Genomic DNA, 22,107 nt, shown 5'->3' with positions numbered 1-22,107 from the left:
CTTTTACATCTTGTAGCCAATGATTTCTTTTTTTCCGTTTTTGTAAAAAAGCATATTTTCTGTTTCATCAGAAAGATAGTCAGGCTTTTTATCGTTGAGTACCACCATAGCTTCTACCTTGCCAGTATCTTTGTTAACTCTTAGCAATCCGTAACCATCCTGTTGCCCTTTAATATCGGTTAACATTACCATATAGTTTTTTGCATCCTGTGTAGCAGTAAATCTTCTTTTCATATCAGCAAGTGCTGCTCCTCCAAGGTTTGCCCAACGATCAGAGCTTTCCATGTGGCTATTGTAGCTACTGGTGTTCGGTCCAGAAAGTCCAGCTTGGTAGCCATGCGCTGCAGATTGACTAACTGATACAGCCATTGCAGTAATGTTAAGTATTTTGTTGGCAAGACTGGTTCCGGGCGCTTGCTTGTATACGTGGTAAATCAGATTTCCATCAAAGTCAAACAGTGCCATATTTTGCTCAGCACTAATCAGCACGCCTTTATCTCTCAACTCGATAGCATTTGGCAATTCATCTCCGCCAAACTTTAAAACTTTTCCCAATGTTTTGTACTCGCCAGTTGAGTTTTCCACTATGTGTAATTGCGAATTTGCCCAAAAATAGGTTTTCTCGCCTTTGTCTACACCAAGTCCTCCTCCTTGTTTATAGTTAAGTGATTTCTCCCACAAGTCTTTTCCAGTATTAATATCCTGAATATTCATTTCCTTATCGGTACGGTAAATCAATCCTTTGTTGTTCTGTTTGATATCCCTAATGCTTCCGCTCACTTTAAGATCTGATTTAGACGCCGAGCTCCCATTGTTAAGGTCTACGATGTTGATAAAATTATTACCCGATTCTTTTGCCGAGGCCACAGCCAGTTTGTTTTCCTGAAGTTTGAGTGCTGTTATTCTGCCTCTAAGGGTCACGGGTTGCCATTTAGGTTCACCTGTTTTATAGTCTAAGAGCATCAGCTCTGCACGCTTATCATCGGTTGCTACCAGAAAACCTCTTTCCTCAAAAAGCATTTGGGCTACTGGATCAGAAAATTTGATTGGCTTCCAGATCTGTTGACCTGTTTTGGAGTCAAATGCAGTCATCGCGTTATTGCAGTAATAATAAACGATACCAGGCTGTTGATCCATAATCAGGAACTTGCCATAAGCAGCATCGGCAGTTGCTGCCATTGCATCACGCATACTGCCTCCCATGCTTCCCATTTTGTTTGCCGCTCCCGCCGTTCCAGCTGCCTTGCCAATACCGCCCAAACCAGGCACGCTGCCTAGTCCGCCGAGTGTACCCATTAGTCCTCCTTTTTTTTCACCTGCCTTGCTACTCTCTTTGTCCTGCGCCTCTTGCTGTATTTCGGTAGCCAGTAAACCATCAGTAATGCTGGTTTTGAAATCAGCTGTCCATTTTACGGTGCCAGATTTTACATCTACATTGTAAATTCGTTTAGTGGTGGCTAACAGGAGCGACTGCTGATCAATTGCCAAAGGTTTCGCAACCAAGGTTTCGCTGGCACTCTCAAAAATATTGCTCATTGTCCACTTCTTTTCTCCAGTAGCGGCGTCTATGAAAACAATGGAAGGCGCATTGTTAAGGTAGCCAGTGAATATAATGCCGCCAAGGGATGGAACAGTATAGCGTTTGTTAACCATTTTCATGCCCAGCTGCTTGGTATCGGCAATGATTTTTCCGCTTGAAACGTCAAGTACGATCTGTTGCATACTCATCATTCCTCCAGTAACAATAGCAATGAAGGGTGAGTTTTCTATTGGGTTGTAATTTTCTCTAGTTAAGTTTTTAAGATTGTCATGTTTCCAAGCTAATTTTCCTGTAGCTGGATCTAGACCATATAGCGCATCATTGGTGGCGGCGATTATCTTTCCAGTTGGACTTAACCTAAACCAGTCCATGTTGCGGTCGAATTCAAAGTTCCATGATTGAGCACTGCTCTTTAAGTTATCGTTATCGCTAGGCGTAACCTCGCTGTTAGTTGTTGCCGTTTCTGACGGTTTTTTTTCAGTGTTTTCTGCTTTTGCTTCGGTTTTGTCTTTTTTGCCCATTAAACTTTTGAGTTTGCCCAACTGAGCAGCAGCTGGCATAGTCATTGTCAATCCGCAGAGTATCAATAAGCATAGTTTTTTATTTGTCATGATGTTTAAGTTTGATTAGGTTAAAGTTAAACAGGGTGGGCGGGTGCTGAAATCCCCTTGTTTTGGTATTTTTAACTACCCACCAGCACGGATATGATAACCCATGCAACCTTTATTTGGCCATCATTTGAAATAATCGTGTTTATTAAAAATGTGGATACTTTGACCCATGACATTAGGTCGAAAATAATTCCAAGGTAGAATATTTTGTAAGTGTGGATTTTTGACAGATACCTATTTAGCGGAAAAAATAGGTAATTATAGCTGATGAACTTAACTAAGTTTTAGCAACCTAAAAGTTCGATTATTATTGCGCTTAAAAAAGAGGTAATCACTCTATCACGATTGCTCGGTTTTAATTAAGTAGAAACACTATAATAGTAATTCAATTATATTGGATTTATCAAATTAACTAATTGATTATCGTATTCATTGTTTAATTTGAACACAAGAAATAGAGATAAGTTGCATGCTTTCTCCATTTTGTTTCCATGTACGTAAATATCTAAAAGAACCATTGTTTTTCTGATCATGAAATTCCCATGTAGATTTAATGAGCACAGATACTGTGATTACATCATCAACTTTGTTAATAATATAATCTGATGTGGTAAGCCAATCTACAAAAATCTGTTTACGCTTAAACAATTCAACATACATTTTTTTGTTTAAAACCTGCCCAGTTGGATGCAGAAACATAAAATTGCTATGTATCAAATCATTTAATAGCGTTAAATTTGAGTTTTTAATAGCTTTAATGAGCAATCGCTCATAATTCATCACATTTAGCTCTGTTTGCGTTTTCACAATTTCCATAAATATTAACTAAAGTAGCCATTAATTACGTAAATTTTTAAGAAGTGGATTTAAAGAAAACAAAACCAAATAAGAGTAAATCTATTTAAATTTGTTAGTGATAAATTTATAGGCTAAAAGATGTACGATTATAAATCTTTCTTAAAGCTGCTATTTTTGATTTTTTTATCGATTTTACAACAATCCATATAAACCATTTGTTGGATATTTAAATCTAGCAGCGGTATTTTTTTTAATGGGAAGAATGTGAGTTTTTGCCTCTTCTTCAAACTCAATAATAGTTCTTTTAAACAGAATGGGATTTTCGCTTTTAGTTAATTTAACTGGTTTTTTGGTTACGAAAGTTGTTTGCATAAGGAAATTAAAATATACCCTTACAACACACAAAAAATGAGTTTAGTTTTTGTTGTTGAATTTTTTATTTCAATAAGGTTAAGTCCTTTTTTGGAACAAAAATTTTAAAGCTCCCGTACACCATAAAGCTAAAAATATAAGAACAGGCTGAAAAAATAAGCGCATTAATCGGGCACTATCTTTATTTAAACCAAAAGCATCCGTTTTATTGAGGTATTGTGCTATGTTGCCCGGAAAAATTAATACATAAAAAATCGCCAAAGCAATGCCAACATTTATACGCTGTTTTCTCCAAAAAAGCATGGCTAGTCCTAAGCTTATTTCGGCTATGCCAGATAGCAAAACTACTGCATCTTTACTTAATGGTACCCAATTAGGTACTTGAGCCTGAAACTCGGCTCTTTGGAATGTGAAATGTCCAATCGCGGCAGCAACCATAAAAATGCCTAAAATTATTCTTACCGTATGTTGTATAAATGTAGTTTGTGTTGATTTCATTTTTTTGTTATAAATGTAAAGTTTAAACACTACAATTAAATGGGTATGCATGTTTTTTTGATTGCACAAATTATGCTATTTCTCTTATCTTTATCCGCCAGTAAATGATGATAGATAACCAAGATTTTGATAAAGAAAAGCCCGATTTTGAAAGGCTTTTACCAATTATAAATCAACAAAAAGCCACCACATTAAATCTTGTTGATGATCATTTTTTGCCTAAAATTGTAATTTTTAGTCGGCATAAGTATTACCGACATTTAGTTGTAGAATTGGCTAACGTAGCGTTTACACAAAGTGGAAAGCCTAAAAATCCGATTAAAATTTTAGATCCTTTGGATTTTGTTTGGAAAGCCGAAAAGCAAGATGAGATTAAATTTTACACTGGCATATCTCGTTTCAAAAATAATTACAGCGAAGGAAGAAATGACACAGAAGTTGCGGCCTTAAAAGCAATTGCTAAAAATCCTTACCAAGTTAAATTTTATCAGCACGATGAAAAAGCGGGTAGCACTTTAAATGCCAGTACATTGGTAGAGATTACTGTGGTTGTATTAAAATTAAATCTCGAAATTAATGTTGATGAAAGAGGAGATAGTTTTGCTATTTCTGGCTGGTTGCATTTGGCAAATAAAGTTTATAATCTGGAAGATTTAATTCTCAAATATCAATATTTTGTACAGGTTAAAAACCATTTTTATTTAATCTCTAACCCACATTTTATCCATGTTATTGATTTTTTTAAGAAGCAACAAAATAATGTAGTTATTGATCGGGTGGATTATGAGGATTTTCAGCAAAATATACTTTCGCATCTTGAAGAAAAAATTAAAATCAATTATTCTTACTTAAAACCCGCAACACAAAAACAATTTATTGAGCAAGGCTTTGATTTGGAGAATGAACAAATCATTTACCTCACCGAATCGGAAGATTTTGTATTACTTACTCCAGTAATGCGCTACGGTGGATTAGAAATTCCGGTAATATCTAAAAAACAAATTCAGGCTAAAGATAAGCGTGGCAAACTTTTTACTTTAGAACGAGATGAAGATAAAGAACTGCAGTTTATCACAAATATTGCTAAAATGCATCCTTATTTTGAGGAGCAAATACCTGAGTTTTCTGAACAATTGCATACCGATTGCTTTTATATGCATCGCAAACATTTTTTAGCGCCAGAATGGTTTTTAACTGCTTTTGAAGCTTGGCGAAGTAAAGGAATTGCTATTTTGGGTTTCAATAATTTAAAAAACAACAAGTTAAGTGCTTATCAGGCTAAAATTAATATCAATGTAATTAGTGGTGTAGATTGGTTTGAAACCGCCATTAAAGTTAAATTTAACAAACAAACGGTTTCTTTAAAGCACTTACATAAATCTATCAGAAACAAAAGCAAATTTGTGCAATTAGATGATGGTACTACAGGTATTTTGCCTGCTGAATGGTTAGCAAAGTTTGAGGCATATTTTGCTGCCGCAGAAATTGTTGAAGAAACACTGCATACGCCAAACGTTAATTACGCAACTGTAGAAGAATTATATGAAACTGAACTATTAGATGTAGAAAGTAAACAACGCATAGAGCTTTATAAAACCAAATTGGCTGGATTTAACAATATTGCAACAATAGCTGTTCCCGAAGGTTTAAAGGCAACTTTACGAGATTATCAAAAGGAAGGATTAATTTGGCTTAACTTTTTAGATGAATTTAATTTTGGTGGTTGTTTGGCAGATGATATGGGATTGGGAAAAACTATTCAGGTTTTAGCATTTATCCTATCTCAACGAGAAAAACACGCTCATCAAACAAATTTAGTAGTTGTGCCTGCTTCTCTGGTATTTAATTGGCAAAAGGAAATTGAAAAGTTTGCGCCAAGTTTAAAATTACTTACAATTTATGGGGCTGATAGGGCTAAAGTTGCAAAAGACTTTAATCAGTACGAAGTTGTGCTTACTTCTTATGGAACGCTTTTATCTGATATCAAGTTCTTAAAAGATTACCGTTTTAACTATATCTTTTTAGATGAATCACAAAATATAAAAAATACCGATTCGCAGAGGTACAAGGCAGTGAGGTTGCTGCAATCTCGCAATAAAATTGTACTTACGGGTACACCAATAGAAAATAATACTTTTGATTTGTACGGACAGCTATCTTTCGCTTGTCCGGGTTTATTAGGTTCTAAAGAGCAATTTAAGCAAATTTACTCCGTGCCGATAGATCAGTTTAAAGATGCCAAACGTGCAACCGAATTGCAACGAAAAATTAATCCATTTGTACTGAGAAGAACAAAAGAACAAGTTGCAAAAGAATTGCCCGATAAAACAGAAATTACAATTTATTGCGAAATGGGTACACAGCAACGTGAAATTTACGAAAGTTGTAGAACTGAAATCCGCGATTATTTAATGGGTAACCCAGAAAATGAACTTACTAAAAGTAGTATGCATGTTTTACAGGGGATTACCAAATTAAGACAAATTTGTAATTCGCCAGCAATATTGAGTAAAGAAAAAAACTATGGAAATGCTTCTGCAAAAATGGATGTATTATTAGAGCAGATTGAAAATAAATCAACTAACCATAATATTTTAGTGTTTTCTCAATTTGTAAGTATGTTAGATTTGGTTAAAGAGCAGTTAGAACAACGAAATATTGCTTTTGCTTACTTAACAGGAACAACAAAAAATAGGGAAGAAGTGGTTAATTCTTTTCAACAAAATGCAGCGGTAAAAGTATTTTTAATTAGTTTAAAAGCTGGTGGAGTTGGTTTAAATTTAACTAAGGCCGATTATGTTTTTTTAATTGATCCATGGTGGAACCCAGCTGTTGAAAACCAAGCTATAGATAGGGCTTATAGAATTGGGCAACAAAATAATGTGATGGCTGTACGTTTAATTTGTCAGGATACGATTGAAGAAAAAATAATGCTGATGCAAGAGACCAAAAAGGACTTAGCAAGTGATTTAATTAAAACTGATGAGTTTATCTTTAAATCGTTAACTAAAAATGATTTGTTGGAATTGATTTAAAAGATGGCAATTTTTTAGTGTTAATATTGGTCTCAAACTAGCTATCTTTTTAGTTTATTGATAAGAGATTTTTGGGGATGAAAAATTATCCAAACCATAAAAAAGCAGACGTAATAAGAATCACGCCTGCTAAACCAAATTATAATATGTTATTTTTACTGATAGCCTGGGTTTTGCCCAAATTCTACTCCATTTGTTAAAGAGTTTAATTCAGCCAAAGGAATTGGTCTAAGTCTATGAAAAGCTTCCACTGCTGTAATATCTGGATTACCCGCTTTAATTTTTGCGACAAATTGTTCTCCAGTTAATGTACGTTTCAAATCAAACCACCTTACGTGTTCACCACACAATTCTCTAGCACGTTCGTCGAGTATAAAATTTATACCTCCAGCCTGAACAATTGCAGCTGTAGTTTGCATTGCAGTAGTTTGATTAACAGGTGTTTTAACTGCAGCTCTGGTTCGTAAAACATTTAATTGAGTTGCTGCTGCCCCAAAATTGCCTAATTGAAACTCAGCTTCTGCGGCTATTAAATACATTTCAGCAAAGCGAATTACGATAATGTCAGCAAAACCTGGTTGAGAATTGGGTACTGTTCTGGTATTGTCGATGAATTTTTTTAACGCAACAAAATCAGTTAACGATTTAATGGTGCCATCGGTATTGTAAAGATCATTTCTATCTACAACAACATAAGGTCGGGTTGCTTTATCGGCCACTACATTTTTTGTAATTTGTAAAGAAAGACCGCTACCACTTACCACAGGCGTACCAACAACACTAGCTGCTTTACCAAAGGTTGTAGCTTGAGCAGCAGTCCATGTAAAAGCATTTGTACCAGTTGCTGTAGAATTTGCTATCCAAGTTTCTTGAAAACTTGCGGCATAACGAGCATCTAATTGTTCATTAAACAAATCGAGCAAATAGCGGGTTGGTTGTAAACGTCTTTGTCCATCAAACCCGTATGGTATACTTTGCACTAAACCTGGTTTATTACTGTATTGTGTTAAAAACCAAGCGTGTAATCGGTTAGCATTTCCATCATAGTTTAAAGCAGTATTAGTAGAGTTACTAATAATATACAATGCTTCCTTATTATTTTTATTATTTGCTGGGTTCCATAAATCGCTTGGAGAGGTCCATAAGTCTACTCCAAATTCTGCCTTTCGAGTAATCATTTCATTAGCTGTGTTTCTTGCCAAGGTAAAATACTCGTTTCGCTCTGCACCAGTGGCGTAATAGGCTCTAGATAAATAGGCTCTTGCCAATAACCCTAATGCCGATTTTTTAGATGCACGACTGTACTCAGCACCCCAGAAAGAAGGAATGGGTAAATTTTCTGCTGCAAATTTTAAATCTCCAATAATTAAATCATAAAATGCACTTACCGGACTTCTCGTTGCAGTTAGCTCTACTGTTGTAGTTTCAGTGGTGCGTAAACTCACACCTCCAAATTGCTCTACAATATGCCAGTAATAAAAAGCACGTAAATAACGGAGTTCTCCAAGTCTTCTATTTTTTTCTGCAGGATCTGTGAAGCCAGCACCCTCAATTCTATTGATACCAGCATTACATAAATTTATGGCTCTGTAAAATAATCGAAATGCTGCTAAAGTGGTACTAGGAGAGGCACCTGATAAGCCTACATAACGCGTTACTTGATTTGCATAATTTGCTTTGTTGGCATTAAGCCATAAATCTGTACCGCTTTCAGAATTTAAAAGCCCGTCTTCTTTGCCATACCAGGCACGTTGCTCTTGGTAGGCGCCATTTACTGCTGTAACAAATCCTTGTGGGGTTGTCCAAGTAGCATCTGCAGTTGCACCACCAGGGTTCACCTCATCTAACCTTTTATTACAAGCTGTTAAACTAGCAATGGTTACTATTGTGAATATAATATTTTTTTTCATGATGAGTTTTGATTAAATTATAAATCCAAATTAAAACCAAATACAAATTGTCTACTAAGAGGAGAAGATTCTGCACCACCTCTTTCAGGATCGTAATCTCTAAGCAATTTGTTTTTTGAATAGGTAAAAATGTTTGAACCTGTGGCATAAGCTCTAAGCGAACCTAATTTAAGTTTATCAGTAACTTTTTTAGGAATTGTGTAGCCCAATTGAATATTTTTTACCTTAAAGAATGAACCATCAATGTATAATAGTGATTGATATTGGTTGGGGTAAACTGAAGCTATGCTACCGCCTTGTCTTGGTCTAGGGAAATCGTTTGAAGGATTATTTATTGTCCAGTAATCAAAATTTGCTGGTCCGTTGGCCACACCACCAGGGTTATATCTACCTACAAATTCTGCTTTTACAAATTGACCATATCTAGCCATCAAGAAAATGCTCAAATCAAATGCTTTGTAACGGAAATTATTTAACAAACCTCCATACCATTGTGGCTGTGTTTGACCAACTACCACCCTGTCATTTTGATCAATGATGTTATTTCCATCAATGTCATCAAGTTTTATATCACCAAAACGAAATGCTTGTCCAGCTTGGCTATATGCTGCCGGATTTTCATTTAATTGCCATATACCTAACTTTCTGTAGGTGTAAAATACCCTTACAGGTGATCCAATAAATAAAGAGTTTTCTTCTGGATTGTTGGAAGCAATAATGTCTCTTCCGTCAATTAAATCTGTAATCTTCTCTTTGTTATGAGAGAAGGTTACGGTTGTACTCCAACTAAAATCTTTCTTTTGAAAATTAATTGAAGTTAAGCTGGCGTTAACACCCGTGTTTAAAGTAGCACCAATATTTTGAGTAATGGTAGTTTGTCCGGTTGAGATAGGTAAACTACGGGCTAAAATAATATCTGTGGTTTTTGTGCTATATAAATCCAGCGTTGCTGAAATTCTATTATCAAATAGTCCTAAATCTAACCCTATGTTGCCCGTGGTAGATGTTTCCCATCCTAAATCTGGATTGGCTACTGTACCGCTAAAACCGTAAGCAGGTGCTGCAACATCGCCGAAACCCATTTGCACAGCAGATATTAAACTTTGCGAGCCATAAGGTGAAACACTGCCAGAGTTTCCAGCCTCACCATAGCTTAACCTAAGTTTTAAATTACTTATAGGTTTAACATCCTTAAAAAAGTCTTCACTGCTAATTACCCATCCTGCAGATGCAGAAGCAAACGAATCCCATTTTCTTCCAGGTGCTAAGCGTGAAGCTCCATCCCAACGTTGGGTAGCCTGAAATAAATATTTGCCATTATAACTATAGTTTATACGAGCTGCATAGGCCAATAAATCATATCTAGTAAAACCAGATGTTGTTGTTCTACTACTCGCTTCTGTACCAAATAAATTGTTAAAACCTTGCGATGCCAAAACTTGTCTAATACCAGTAGCTTGACTAAAATCTGCATCGCTATGGATATAACTTGTTAGCGCAGTTGCAGTAAAACTATGTTTGTTAAAATCTCTTGTGTAAGTAATTACATTGTCCCAATTGTAATACCTACCATTGTCATTTCTTACTGATGCAGATGCATAGCGAACATTGTTTTGAGCTGTAGAATTTTGGTCATTAAATATACCTCTTCTGCCATTGTTAAGAACGGTACCAAAACTCATTCTGTAGGTTAAACCTTTTATTGGGTTAAGTTCTGCATAGGCATTTGCACTAATTTCATTTGCTAAATTTTCATCAATTGCTGCTCCAGGGCGTTCATCGGTTAATGGGCTTAAGTTAGTATTGCCAGTTGCAAAACTAGCCATCGGAAATATGTTTACTGATCCATCCGCATTGTAAGGTATACCTAATGGGATAGCCGTTAGTGCAACAGATAATGGATCTCTACGACTATTAGTTTTGCTAAATGCTAATTGACCAGTTATACCGGCTTTTATCCAGCTATTTACCCTATGATCAATATTGTATCTAAAATTATATCTGTTAAAATCATTGCCCTTTAAAGCGCCTTCTTCATTGAAATATCCAAGAGAAAATAGTGCTTTTGTGTTTTCAGAACCTCCACTTACAGCAACCGAATGACTTTGTTGTCTGCCATTTCTGGTAGCAAGATCTACCCAATTTACAAATGCACCTGCTTGTATGGCTGCTAATTCGCCGGCTCCATTAAATATTTGCGCATCAGTTTGAGTGATCACACCCGCATCATTACGAAAAGATTCTCTTCTTAGTGTTAAATAATCTTCTCCCACCCTTGGAGCAGGAAATGCAGTTTCTCCATTTATGCCATAGTAACCATTATAAGAAATTTTAGACTTGCCTGCTGTACCTTTTTTTGTTGTAATGATGATTACTCCATTTGCACCTTGAGAACCATAAATTGCTGTTGATGAAGCATCTTGTAATACATCAATGCTTTCTATATCGTTTGTGTTAAGGTTGTTAATACTCCCACCGTTTTGTACCCCATCAATTACATACAAAGGACCTGGGTTATTAGAAATTGAACGAGTTCCTCTAATTTGAATATTTACACCAGCACCAGCATTACCACTACTTCTTGTAATGTCTACACCAGCGGCTCTACCCTGTATCGCTTCAATTGCATTGTGTGTAGGAGCTTTAATAATTTCTGCTGCTTTAACAGAAGCTACTGCTCCGGTTAAATCTCTCCTTCTTATGGTTCCAAAACCTACTACCACCACTTCATCAAGCGCATTTGTTTGCGATGAAATTTTAATGGTAATGTTTTGCTCATTTGCACCAACCAAAATAGTTTGATCACTAAAACCAATAAATTTAACAATCAAGGTTTCGGGCTTAGCACTTGCCAAGCTAATGCTAAAGTTTCCTTTTGAATCAGTTGTGGTAGCGGTATTGGCTCCTTGTACGCCAATGTTTGCGCCAACAATTGGTGTGTTGTCACTTTGGTCGAGCACTCTTCCATTAAGTAACCTGTTTTGTGCATTCGCTAAAATAGCGAGCATAACGAGCATGCACGTTAGATAGAGTTTGTTCATATTTTATATTTGGTTAGTAAAAGTTTAAAAACAATATGCGATAAATAAATATCTGATATTTAGAATCTGTTGTTTTTAGGTTTGTTTAATCAAAATTAAAGATGTGATGATATAGCTTGTTGTAAAATGTTTTCATATTCCTATATGATATTATCTGTAGCGATGATTTTACATTTATAAGTGAACGGTGTATTTATTTATGATTTTAAGATTTATTTATATAAAAGAGCATTTATTTTTAATATACCTTGATCAAAAAAATTAACTAATAGTAAAATTTATTTCGTTATATTTTTTTAAATGAAACTATTTTTCATTATCGTTGTTCTAAAATTACATCTCATGTACTGGGATTAATTTTACAGCTGATTTTCAATTATTTACAATTATTATATATTTAATCTGTTTAGTAAAGTTTTCGTATCAATCCCTAAATCATGCATAACTTTTTACTCAAATTATTTTCGTTTGTTCTTTTAGGTTTAACTACAAGTAACATATTTGCGCAAAATGAAATTTATCAAATTAGCAATACTACTTTAACAGTAGAAGGTTTTGGTAAGTTAGATAAATGGCATCCAAGTATTAAAGAAATTGATTTAAAAGCTAACTTTTTAGTAAATAAAAATGCCTTAGCACAAATTTCTGATTTTAATTTAAGTTTTTTATTTGCTAATTCTGATGCAGAAAAAGATCATATTTCATCGGCAATGAAAAAAGTTTTATTAGCAGATGGAGGTAATGAGATTAAGCTTTCTCAAGTTAATATGATGATTTTACCAATTATGAAAATTGCCCATTTTACAATGGATATAAATACATCTGGAGTAAAACAATTTTCGCCTTTATTACTAAATTATAAGGTGGAAGAAGATCAAAGTATTTCATTTTCGGGAGAACAAACGATATGGTTGTATCAATTCGGAATTATGCCTAAAAAAATCAAAGAAACTCATGCTAATGATAAAGTGGTTTTGAAAATAAACTTTAGCTTAGTTAAATCTGCAAACATGATTGCAAAATCTGAATAATAAATCTCTTAAAATTCCATAAATAATAAAAAGCACCATGGTTACTTGGTGCTTTTTACTATCATTTATATTGCAGCTCCAGAAGAAACATCGCTGTTGTTAATTCCTTTTTTATTTTTCTTTATGGCTTCTTTAAGTTTTCCAAATCGATAATTAATACTTGTTGTAAAGTTTCGTTGATAATTTTGATTAAAACTTTCTTGCGTAAAGCTTGGTCCATTTATGCTGTTAATTACATTTCTGTACTTGTTAAATGCATTATTTGCAGCTAAAGAAATACTCAGCTTATTAGCCAAAAAGTCTTTATTTATACTTAATGATGAGGTTACAAAAGCATTTGTGCTACCTTGTAAAGTAAAATTACGGCCATTGTAGTTTACACTTCCTGTAGCTTGCCATGTTTTACTTGGTTTATAAGTTAATGAGCCGAAAGCCCTTTTCATTAAACCTTTGGTTTCAATTAAAGTACCATTAACCTCACCACTTACTCTACCATAATTGGCTGTTAAATTTAAACTTGCTCTTAGTTTACTGCTAAAAGGATAATTTGCATTTACATTTAAACCTACCATTGTTGCAGTTCCATTATTTCCATAGCTAGAGCGTGTAATGTTTGTAATTTCATCAGTAACTATTCTTGGCATAATAATATCTTTAAAGAACATCCCTCGTAAACCAACATTAAGTTGTAGTTTTTTAAAGGAACTAAAACTCATTTCAACACTGTTGCCAGACATAGGCTTCAAATCTGGATTTCCTGTTGTTTCAAAATTTGGATTTGATCGATCAACAAAGGGGTTTAATTGATTGATGCCTGGTCTCTGAATTCTTGAGCTTGCTCCAAAATTAATACTTGTATTGTTTTTAAATTTTCGATTTATTGAAATAGAAGGGATAAAATTAAGCGCATTACTTGTAAATTGTTCGTTGGCACCGTAAAAGTTAGCGTTTATTGCAGTTTGTTCGGCTCTTAAGCCAGCTTTTATACCCCATTGCTTTAAATTAAATTGGTAGGTGTTATAAATGCCATAAACGTTTTGGGTATTGTCGAATATATTTGTTCTCAACGCATCAATTATATAATTACCATCCTGATTAAGCGATTGTACTTCGAAATTACTGTTATTATCCCTAAATATCGCCTTAGCTCCAGCTTCAATTATTAGCTTTTTAATGGGTAATGTATAATCTACTTGAAGGGTCTGCTCTTTTGAGCCGCCTGAGTTAAATTGCTGATAATCTGTTAAGTTATAAGCGATAGGATTAATGATATTTACATTGTTAAATTGATTATTCGTAAAATCGTAATAACGATAGGAAAAGGTAAGTAATTGATTTTTATCTTTCTTAAAACCTAGTTGGTAATTAATAGCAGCATCAATACCATTTCCAGAACCTGTTAAATTGTTATTCAATTCGTAGCGCTGTATAATTGCATTGTTGTTGCTTAGTAAAGAATTTTGAGCATTAAAACTTTCATTATCACTCGCATTATAATTAATTTGAGCAGAAATTAAATTTAAACTGTCAATCTCGAAGCTAAGTTCAGTTCCGATGTAGCCACTTTTTCCTTCAGAATCTCTAACACCAGTTTGAAATAAATTGGTTGGATTTATGCCAGTAGTAAACCTCGTATTGCTATTATTTAGTAGAGGGGTGCTATTTAAATTTCCTCCAAAATTACTGGCCATACCAAATTTGCCAGACTTTAACGTAAACGAACCACCCATACCAGGGCCACCAACCGGAAAGCGGTGATTTACATTTATAGTTCCATTGGTGCCATTGTCTAATTTTTTAAAAGTGATGATATTGATAATTCCTGATAAGCCCTCACCATCGTACTTTGCTGGCGGTGTTGTGATTACCTCAATTCTTTCTATACTTGATGCTGGCATACTTTTTAAAATATCTTTCGGGTTACGTTCCATCATGCCCGATGGACGACCATTGATCAATATTTTATAATTACTATTTCCCTGTAATTGAATGTTATCATCACCATCTACACTTAACATTGGTACTTTTCTCATCATCTCTAAAACACTGTTTACTTTACTCTCAGGATCCGCTTTTAAATCGTATGTTATTCGATCAATCTCTTGTTTAATTAATGGTCGCTCTGCAGAAATAGTTACTCCTTTTAATTGGGTAGGGGATGTTACTAAAAAAAGATTTCCAAAATTTTTCGAACTATTGTTTATTACTACCGAAGCTTTTTTATTTTGAGAGCCCACATTAATGATGAGCAATTGAAAAGTTCCATTTGCTAACTTATCTAAATTAAAAAAGCCCTCTTTATTAGTTAAAACTGATTTTAGTTGAACATTTTTTTCATTTTTTAATATTACAGTAGCAAAATTGATGGGTTTGTTTGTAACAGAATCTAAAATATTGCCTGAGATACTATAACCATCGGTAGTTTGGCTTTTAACAATTATGCTTATCAACAAGCTAATTATTAGAGTAAGTAAAGATTTCATTTCGATGTTTGTATGGTTAGTGTATTAGTTAAATAGTACACAAGTATACGATGAAAAATTTAATCTTTTTATAAAATGTGATGAATGCCTAAAAAAATGTGATGAACAATGAAATTTACATTGATGTTATGAAACCACTTTTTATTTGTGTTGTTAGGATTGTAGCTTTATACATTAATAAAATATATAGTTATGAATACAGAAAAAGCAGTTTTAGCTGGTGGATGTTTTTGGGGAGTAGAAGAATTGATTAGACAATTACCTGGGGTAAGTAAAACGGTGGTGGGTTATACCGGTGGCGATGTAAAAAATGCCACTTACCGAAATCACGGAACACATGCAGAGGGAATAGCCGTTACATTTGATCCAACTGTGTTATCTTATCGTAAGCTATTGGAATATTTCTTTAAAATACATAATCCAACTACGCTTAACAGGCAAGGCAATGATATCGGAACTTCTTATCGCTCTGCAATTTTTTATGCCAATGAAGAGCAACGCGATGTAGCAAAACAGTTAATTGCAGAAATGGATGCTTCTGGAGTTTGGCCTGGTAAAATTATCACAGAAGTTGTACCAGAGACTGATTTTTGGAATGCAGAAACCGAACATCAAGATTATTTGCAGAAAAACCCTTATGGTTATACTTGCCATTTTGAAAGACCAGAGTGGAAGTTGAGTTAAGCATTGGTATTTTATAACTAATGGTTTTAATTTTGAGTGGTGATTAACTTAAAGCGGCAATGTTTTTAATCTGCATTTGGTAGGCTTTTGGTAAAATCATCACTTTTAGTAACTCGTTTAAACTCATCATTTTTAGAATTTTATAACAGTAAATTAGTGTTTTTACACCAAACCCATTGCTTAATTTTAAAAGATGTTTAACTTCCAGAGGAACTAAAACTGATTGCACTTTCTTCATCAAAAAATATCTACCTAAGCCTAAATGTTTTTTGTATTGTTTAAATAAATCTTTAGAAAAATTGCCGTATGCTATGTTGTGCTGTAAATCTTCAGCATATATTAGCTGAAATTCACTGTAATTGTGAGGTAATTTGCTAATGTTCATTCTACTGCCAACTCTGCAAAATACGTGTACCACTTCATTTTTTTCTGCCTCATTCAGCTTTCTTTCTAACAATTCAAAAGATCTAATTGAATAATCGATGAGCATAAATAACACATCTCTGTAAGCCCAATCTGGTATTTTGCTATCTCTAGCTGCCTCTACATGCTGATGGATTTGAGTAATTTGATCTATTGCTAAATTAGCTTTTTCGGTTGAAGAGAAAAGTATTTTTTGAGCATAGGCAACAGTAGAAAATAATCTTCCTAATGGATCATTTGGCAATTTGCCAGTAAAATATAGCCAGTCTACAGTTTTATTTACGCTAAACTGTGCTGCAGCACCAGCAAAAATAAATAATACAACATCTGTGTTGCTCCAAATTTTTCTAACTATTGAGTGGTTTGGTACAAAATTATCCATTTGATATAATTTTAGATTTTGTTAAAAAGATTGAGGATGTTTTCAATTGCTCGATAATCGCCATAAATAAAATCCCAAAAGTGTACATCAGCATATCTAGCCAAGAAAATGATGTGCCGATAACTGTATTGGCTATAGATGAGTTTTGTAAGCCGATAAGTTCAACAAATTTGTAGTATTGAAGAATTTCTACCACACAACTAAATAACAGTACAATGGTTAATAGCAGTTTTTTATTCATTTCAACAAAACTTATTATAAAGCAATAAAGCAAAATTACCACTAAAAAGTCTCCAAAATAGGCTCTAATCCAGTTATCTGTAAATAAGGCGATTAAAACTTCAAGGGCAAACAACAACAAAAACCATAAAAAGTAAGATTGGCGAAAGGTAAAATTCATTTTTAAAAGTGCTTTGTATTACAAAGTAAATTTAAATATATCTATTTTCCAAATATTTGAATAGGCTTTTGTTAATAAAAGTTTTGAGGTATAAAATAGATGGCTGTCAACTATTGTCGACAGCACCTTTAGTGTATAAATTAGATTGCCGATGTACCAGCCGATGCTACTTCATGATCTTGCTCAACCGAACCACCCGATACGCCAATTGCACCAATAATTTCATCTCCGCTTTTTAACACAACGCCACCAGGAAAAGATATTAAACCACCGTTAGAGTGTTCTATGCCGAATAGTGGTTGACCAGGCTGTGATAGTTTTCCAATTTCACCAGTATTCATGTCAAAAAAACGAGCTGTTTTAGCTTTTTTAATAGAGATGTCTACAGAACCTAACCAGGCATTATCCATTCTGTGAAAGCTTTTCAGGTTTGCACCTTCATCTACAATGGCAATATTCATAGGTACGCCAATTTCTGAAGCCTTTTGTATGGCTGCTGCAGCAATTTTTTCTGCTAATTCTAAAGTTAATTTCATGTTTAATTTTTTTTATAATAAACGTTTAAAATGCTTGATAAGTTCTTAATTATAAAACTATTTGGTGAAAAAGGTATCAGTTCGTATTCGAGATGTGATATAGATCACTTTTTAAGATGATGAAACAGCGTTTCTGAAAACAGCACTTACAATAACTTTGGAATGTTAATTACTCAAAAACTAATGATACATAAATTTCATATCCCGGTATTAGGTCTTGGTTATTCAATTGATACGCCTTTAAAAGTTGCAAAGTTTGGCATTTCGTCAGTAGTTTCTATTGTTGATGATGAGTTGATAGAAAGAATGAGGGCATATCATAGTAGAGATATTGAATACATCCCGATAGGAAAAAAGGAAGATAACAGTAGAGCAAGAAGAATTACCTGCTACCTGAATATGTTAGATAGAAGGGTTGAACATGATTTTGAGGAATTAAAAAAAATGCCTTTTGTAGCAGGAAACGAACTTTGTAGGTATTTTGAAATGTTGCCAGAAAGTTCTCAATTAAAACAAGGCTATGATTTAATGGTGGATTATCCTGAAGGCGAAAGAAAAGGTATATTTCAAAATTTATTACGTAAACAGATGGTTAAGGGTGCGATAGATGTAAATATCATGTCTAAAGTAGATCGGGTAAACCATAAAAATGGCAATAGTTTTACTGGCGATGAAAATAGTGATGCCTTGATTGCATTACGTGGATTTGCCAATAGTAGGCTAAATTCTTCTTTGGTTTTATCTGCCGGAATGAATGCCAGATTATATAGCTACATAGAACAATTTGAGGATTTTTTTCCAAACGAACAAGGCGAACTCAGCAAGAAAATTATTTTAAAGGTGAGCGATTTCAGATCTGCATTTATACAGGCTAAATTTTTGGCGAAAAAAGGAATTTGGGTTTCTGAATTTAGAATAGAAAGCGGTTTAAATTGTGGCGGTCATGCTTTCGCAACTGCGGGATATTTGTTAGGGCCAATTTTAGAAGAGTTTAAACAGAGGAAGGCTGAAATGACGACAGAACTTTTTAGCATTTATACCGCTGCACTTAGCGCAAAAGGGTTTGATCATTTATCGTTACCAAAACAAAAGATAAGTGTGCAAGGTGGTGTAGGTACGCAATTAGAAAATGAGTTTTTACTAAAACATTATCAGCTTGATTCGATAGGATGGGGAAGTCCATTTTTGTTAGTTCCAGAGGCTACCAATGTTGATGATAAAACTTTAGAAAGCCTGATGAATGCCAAAGAAGATTCATTTTACGTTAGCAATTCATCCCCTTTGGGTGTTCTTTTTAACAATTTTAAAAATAGCGGCATAGATTTACAACGTATAGAACGGATTAAAAAAGGTAGACCAGGAAGCCCGTGTACCAAAAAATATTTATGTAGCAATACCGAATTTACAAAAGAACCAATTTGTACAGCATCTAGCGCATATCAAAAGCTTAAAATAAACGATTTAAAAACAAAAGATTTATCAATTGATCAGTTTGAGCGACAATTAGATAAAGTAACTGAAAAAGTTTGCTTGTGCGAAGGTTTATGCAGTTCGACCTACCAAAGTATTGGTATTTTAAAACCAAAAGAAAGCAAAGCGGTAGCAATTTGTCCGGGTCCAAATTTGGCTTATTTTAGTAGGATATATTCGTTAGATGAAATGGTAGGCCATATTTATGGGAAAATAGATTTATTAGAAAAGGTTAAAAGACCTAACTTTTTTATTAAAGAATTAGACCTTTACATCAATTATTTTAATGAAGAGCTTAAATTGTTTTTAGAAGAGGTAAGCGCTAAAAAACAAGTTCAATTGCAAAAATTTAAAACGCAATTATTAGAAGGAATTGATTATTACAAATATTTGATCAACGAGTTTGCTAATCAAAGTAGTTTGTTTAAAGATAAATTTAAACAACCATTGTTAGCTGCAGAAATGAGGCTAAAAGAAACGGCTATTTAACTTATAATTAAGCTATATTTGAATGGAACCTTTAGATATGGAAAGAGAAAAGTTATTAATTGCAATTATTGAAAACGCAATTGATGGAATTATTACGATAGACGATAGGGGATTAATTGAAAATATAAATCCGGCCGCTTTGCAACTTTTCGGCTTCAAGACCAGAGAAGAACTTTTAGGTAAAAACGTTTCTGTTTTAATGCCCGAACCTGATAAAAAAAGGCATGATAACTATATCGCTAATTACGAAAAAACTGGCCATAAAAAAATAATAGGCATAGGTAGAGAAGTTACCGGACAGCGTAAAGATGGCTCTACATTTCCTTTTAGGTTAGGTGTAAGTGAGATTAAATTTAGCGATAGGCGAATTTACACAGGCTTTATACACGATTTAAGCAGGCAAAAGGAAGATGAGATAAAGATTAAAAGTTATACCGAAGAATTAGAGATGAAAATTAAAGAGCGTACGCGAGATTTAATTAAATCTATAAATGAGTTAGAAACTGCAAAAGAACATGTGAGTGCGCTTTTTGAGAAAGAAAGAGAACTTAACCAACTTAAAACTCGATTTGTTTCTATGGCATCGCATGAGTTTCGTACACCTTTAAGCTCCATACAGTTATCAGCTTCGTTGATTAATAAATACGTAGAAAAACAGGATGCTGAAAGCGTAGAAAAACACACCTCAAAAATTAAAAATGCAATTAATAACCTTACTACCATTTTAAACGATTTTTTATCATTAGAAAAATTGGAAGCAGGGAAGGTAGAGGTTAATCAGCAAAGCTTTAATATTTTTACTTTTGCAGAAGAAATTGCAGAAGAAATGCAATTGATGACCAAACAAAAACAACTCATTGTTTACGAACATCAAGGTACAACCAGTGAGGTGTTTTTAGATCAAAATTTGCTTAAAAACTGTATCATCAATTTAATTTCAAATGCCATAAAATACTCTGGGGAAGATACCATGATTCAATTTAATAGCATTGTAAACGAACACGAATTGATTATAGATGTGAAAGACAATGGTATTGGTATTCCGGCAACAGAAATGAATAATCTTTTTGAACCATTTTTTAGGGCACACAATACTGGCGATATACCTGGAACAGGCTTAGGTTTAAATATTGTTAGGCGATATGTTGGCTTAATGAACGGCACTTGCACTTGTACAAGCGAACAAAATGTAGGCACTACTTTTAGACTTCAATTTAAATTCTAATTATGAAAAAAGCATTAATAATTGAAGACAACGACGATATTAGAGAAGGTACTGCTGAGATATTAGATTTAGCAGGTTACGAAACATTTACAGCAAAAAACGGAAAAATAGGCGTAGAGCTTGCAGTTAAACATTTACCAGATATCATTTTATGTGATATTATGATGCCCGAATTAGATGGTTATGGGGTGCTGTATTTGCTGCAAAAAAATCCTCAAACGGTAAATATTCCATTTATATTTTTAACAGCTAAAGCCGAGCGTGCCGATATGCGAAAAGGCATGGAAATGGGTGCAGATGATTATTTAACTAAACCTTTTGATGATGTAGAGTTGTTTAACTCTATAGAAAGTAGGTTAAAAAAGAAAAATAAAACCGCAGGGTTTAAAACAGTTGGTGGAGATAAAGATGCATTATTAGAAGCCTTAAGGTTGAAAGGAAAAACCAGATCTTTTGCCAATAAGCAAATTATTTATGTAGAAAATGATGATCCGCTGTTTCTATATTATGTAAAAAAGGGGCAGGTTAAAACATATAAAAGAGCTAAAGATGGGAGAGAACTTTCCTCAACACTTTATAAAGATGGAGATTTTTTTGGCTACGAGAGCTTGTGTAAATCGAGCAATTACACGGATAACGCAGCAACTTTAAGTGATAGTGAAATTTCATTAATAAGCAAAGCTGATTTTATGGAGTTTTTGCTTAATCACCAAGAAATTGCCAACGCATTTATTGATATGCTTTCGGGTAGTGTGCAAGAAAAAGAAGAGCAGATGTTAAGATTAGCTTATTTTTCTGTACGTAAACGCGTAGCTGATGCCTTGGTACAAGTGGCTTCTAAATTTGGCGAACCGAATATGGATAGTGCTACTTTAAAAATATCTAGAGATGATTTAGCGGCACTAGTGGGTACGGCAAGTGAAACGGTAAGTAGAATGTTGGCAGATTTTAAAGATGAAAAACTCATCGAAAAAAATGGTAATGCCATTAGAGTTTTATCGATTGAAAAATTAAGAAACGTAAAGCAGTAGGCAGTTTGCAGTTTACAGTTTTCAATTTACAATTATCAGTTGTCGATCTACGTCATTTCGAAATGAGCTCTTCGCGAATGAGAAATCTTTGGGTCTTTTCCACAGGTTTAACATTTGTTCAAGAAATTTTTAGTCTTTCGTTTTTTGT

General features: G+C 34.0%; 16 protein-coding genes. 6 read left to right on the top strand and 10 right to left on the bottom strand.

Annotated features, from left to right (window positions below; translation table 11 throughout):
- Positions 1–3: 3 nt before the first annotated feature.
- The 4 genes from FA045_RS17350 to FA045_RS17335 form a co-directional block, all read right to left on the bottom strand.
- Positions 4–2,151, bottom strand: coding sequence for an outer membrane protein assembly factor BamB family protein (locus FA045_RS17350; RefSeq protein ID WP_136878351.1), 2,148 nt, complete (start codon positions 2,149–2,151; stop codon positions 4–6).
- Between the two features lie 429 nt (positions 2,152–2,580).
- On the bottom strand, positions 2,581–2,967 hold the full coding sequence (locus tag FA045_RS17345; RefSeq protein WP_136878350.1) for a nuclear transport factor 2 family protein: 387 nt from the start codon (positions 2,965–2,967) through the stop codon (positions 2,581–2,583).
- 174 nt (positions 2,968–3,141) lie between these two features.
- Positions 3,142–3,321: a hypothetical protein gene (locus FA045_RS17340; protein WP_136878349.1), complete on the bottom strand. Its 180-nt coding sequence runs from the start codon at positions 3,319–3,321 to the stop codon at positions 3,142–3,144.
- Between the two features lie 78 nt (positions 3,322–3,399).
- A complete protein-coding gene (locus FA045_RS17335) occupies positions 3,400–3,819 on the bottom strand; it encodes a DoxX family protein (RefSeq protein ID WP_136878348.1) in 420 nt (139 codons plus the stop codon).
- A gap of 104 nt (positions 3,820–3,923) precedes the next feature.
- Here FA045_RS17335 and FA045_RS17330 point away from each other — a divergent pair, with 104 nt between their 5' ends.
- Positions 3,924–6,854 (top strand): DEAD/DEAH box helicase, encoded by a 2,931-nt coding sequence (locus tag FA045_RS17330; protein WP_136878347.1) that lies wholly within the window; start codon positions 3,924–3,926, stop codon positions 6,852–6,854.
- Between the two features lie 155 nt (positions 6,855–7,009).
- Here the strand turns inward: FA045_RS17330 and FA045_RS17325 are convergent, their stop codons facing one another.
- Positions 7,010–8,764 (bottom strand): RagB/SusD family nutrient uptake outer membrane protein, encoded by a 1,755-nt coding sequence (locus FA045_RS17325; protein ID WP_136878346.1) that lies wholly within the window; start codon positions 8,762–8,764, stop codon positions 7,010–7,012.
- A 17-nt stretch (positions 8,765–8,781) separates the two neighbouring features.
- Positions 8,782–11,772 (bottom strand): SusC/RagA family TonB-linked outer membrane protein, encoded by a 2,991-nt coding sequence (locus FA045_RS17320; protein ID WP_169305089.1) that lies wholly within the window; start codon positions 11,770–11,772, stop codon positions 8,782–8,784.
- Between the two features lie 470 nt (positions 11,773–12,242).
- Between FA045_RS17320 and FA045_RS17315 the strand changes: the two genes are divergently transcribed.
- Entirely contained in the window at positions 12,243–12,836 is a 594-nt protein-coding gene (locus FA045_RS17315; RefSeq protein ID WP_136878344.1) for a hypothetical protein, read from the top strand.
- A 65-nt stretch (positions 12,837–12,901) separates the two neighbouring features.
- On the opposite strand, the gene FA045_RS17310 is transcribed toward FA045_RS17315, so the two are convergent.
- The gene (locus FA045_RS17310; protein WP_136878343.1) at positions 12,902–15,319 is read right to left on the bottom strand and encodes an outer membrane beta-barrel protein; all 2,418 of its coding nucleotides are present in this window, start codon (positions 15,317–15,319) and stop codon (positions 12,902–12,904) included.
- 192 nt (positions 15,320–15,511) lie between these two features.
- Between FA045_RS17310 and msrA the strand changes: the two genes are divergently transcribed.
- Positions 15,512–16,003, top strand: a complete 492-nt coding sequence (gene msrA / locus FA045_RS17305) for a peptide-methionine (S)-S-oxide reductase MsrA (RefSeq protein WP_136878342.1) — start codon at positions 15,512–15,514, stop codon at positions 16,001–16,003.
- 43 nt (positions 16,004–16,046) lie between these two features.
- On the opposite strand, the gene FA045_RS17300 is transcribed toward msrA, so the two are convergent.
- The 3 genes from FA045_RS17300 to FA045_RS17290 form a co-directional block, all read right to left on the bottom strand.
- The gene (locus FA045_RS17300) at positions 16,047–16,808 is read right to left on the bottom strand and encodes an oxygenase MpaB family protein (protein WP_136878341.1); all 762 of its coding nucleotides are present in this window, start codon (positions 16,806–16,808) and stop codon (positions 16,047–16,049) included.
- Positions 16,801–17,208, bottom strand: coding sequence for a ribosomal maturation YjgA family protein (locus FA045_RS17295; protein ID WP_136878340.1), 408 nt, complete (start codon positions 17,206–17,208; stop codon positions 16,801–16,803). The genes FA045_RS17300 and FA045_RS17295 overlap by 8 nt, the downstream gene beginning before the upstream one ends.
- Before the next feature lie 140 nt (positions 17,209–17,348).
- Positions 17,349–17,744, bottom strand: coding sequence for a GlcG/HbpS family heme-binding protein (locus FA045_RS17290; protein WP_136878339.1), 396 nt, complete (start codon positions 17,742–17,744; stop codon positions 17,349–17,351).
- A gap of 183 nt (positions 17,745–17,927) precedes the next feature.
- Here FA045_RS17290 and FA045_RS17285 point away from each other — a divergent pair, with 183 nt between their 5' ends.
- The 3 genes from FA045_RS17285 to FA045_RS17275 are packed head-to-tail and all read left to right on the top strand — an operon-like array spanning position 17,928 to position 21,959.
- On the top strand, positions 17,928–19,703 hold the full coding sequence (locus FA045_RS17285; RefSeq protein ID WP_136878338.1) for a hypothetical protein: 1,776 nt from the start codon (positions 17,928–17,930) through the stop codon (positions 19,701–19,703).
- 37 nt (positions 19,704–19,740) lie between these two features.
- Entirely contained in the window at positions 19,741–20,928 is a 1,188-nt protein-coding gene (locus FA045_RS17280; protein ID WP_136878371.1) for a PAS domain-containing sensor histidine kinase, read from the top strand.
- 2 nt (positions 20,929–20,930) lie between these two features.
- A complete protein-coding gene (locus tag FA045_RS17275; RefSeq protein ID WP_136878337.1) occupies positions 20,931–21,959 on the top strand; it encodes a response regulator in 1,029 nt (342 codons plus the stop codon).
- Positions 21,960–22,107: the final 148 nt, after the last annotated feature.

This window comes from Pedobacter cryotolerans, from assembly GCF_005116475.1.
GTDB lineage: Bacteria > Bacteroidota > Bacteroidia > Sphingobacteriales > Sphingobacteriaceae > Pedobacter > Pedobacter cryotolerans.
Note: the sequence above shows the minus strand (reverse complement) of the source record. Positions and strands in the feature narration are given on the sequence as shown.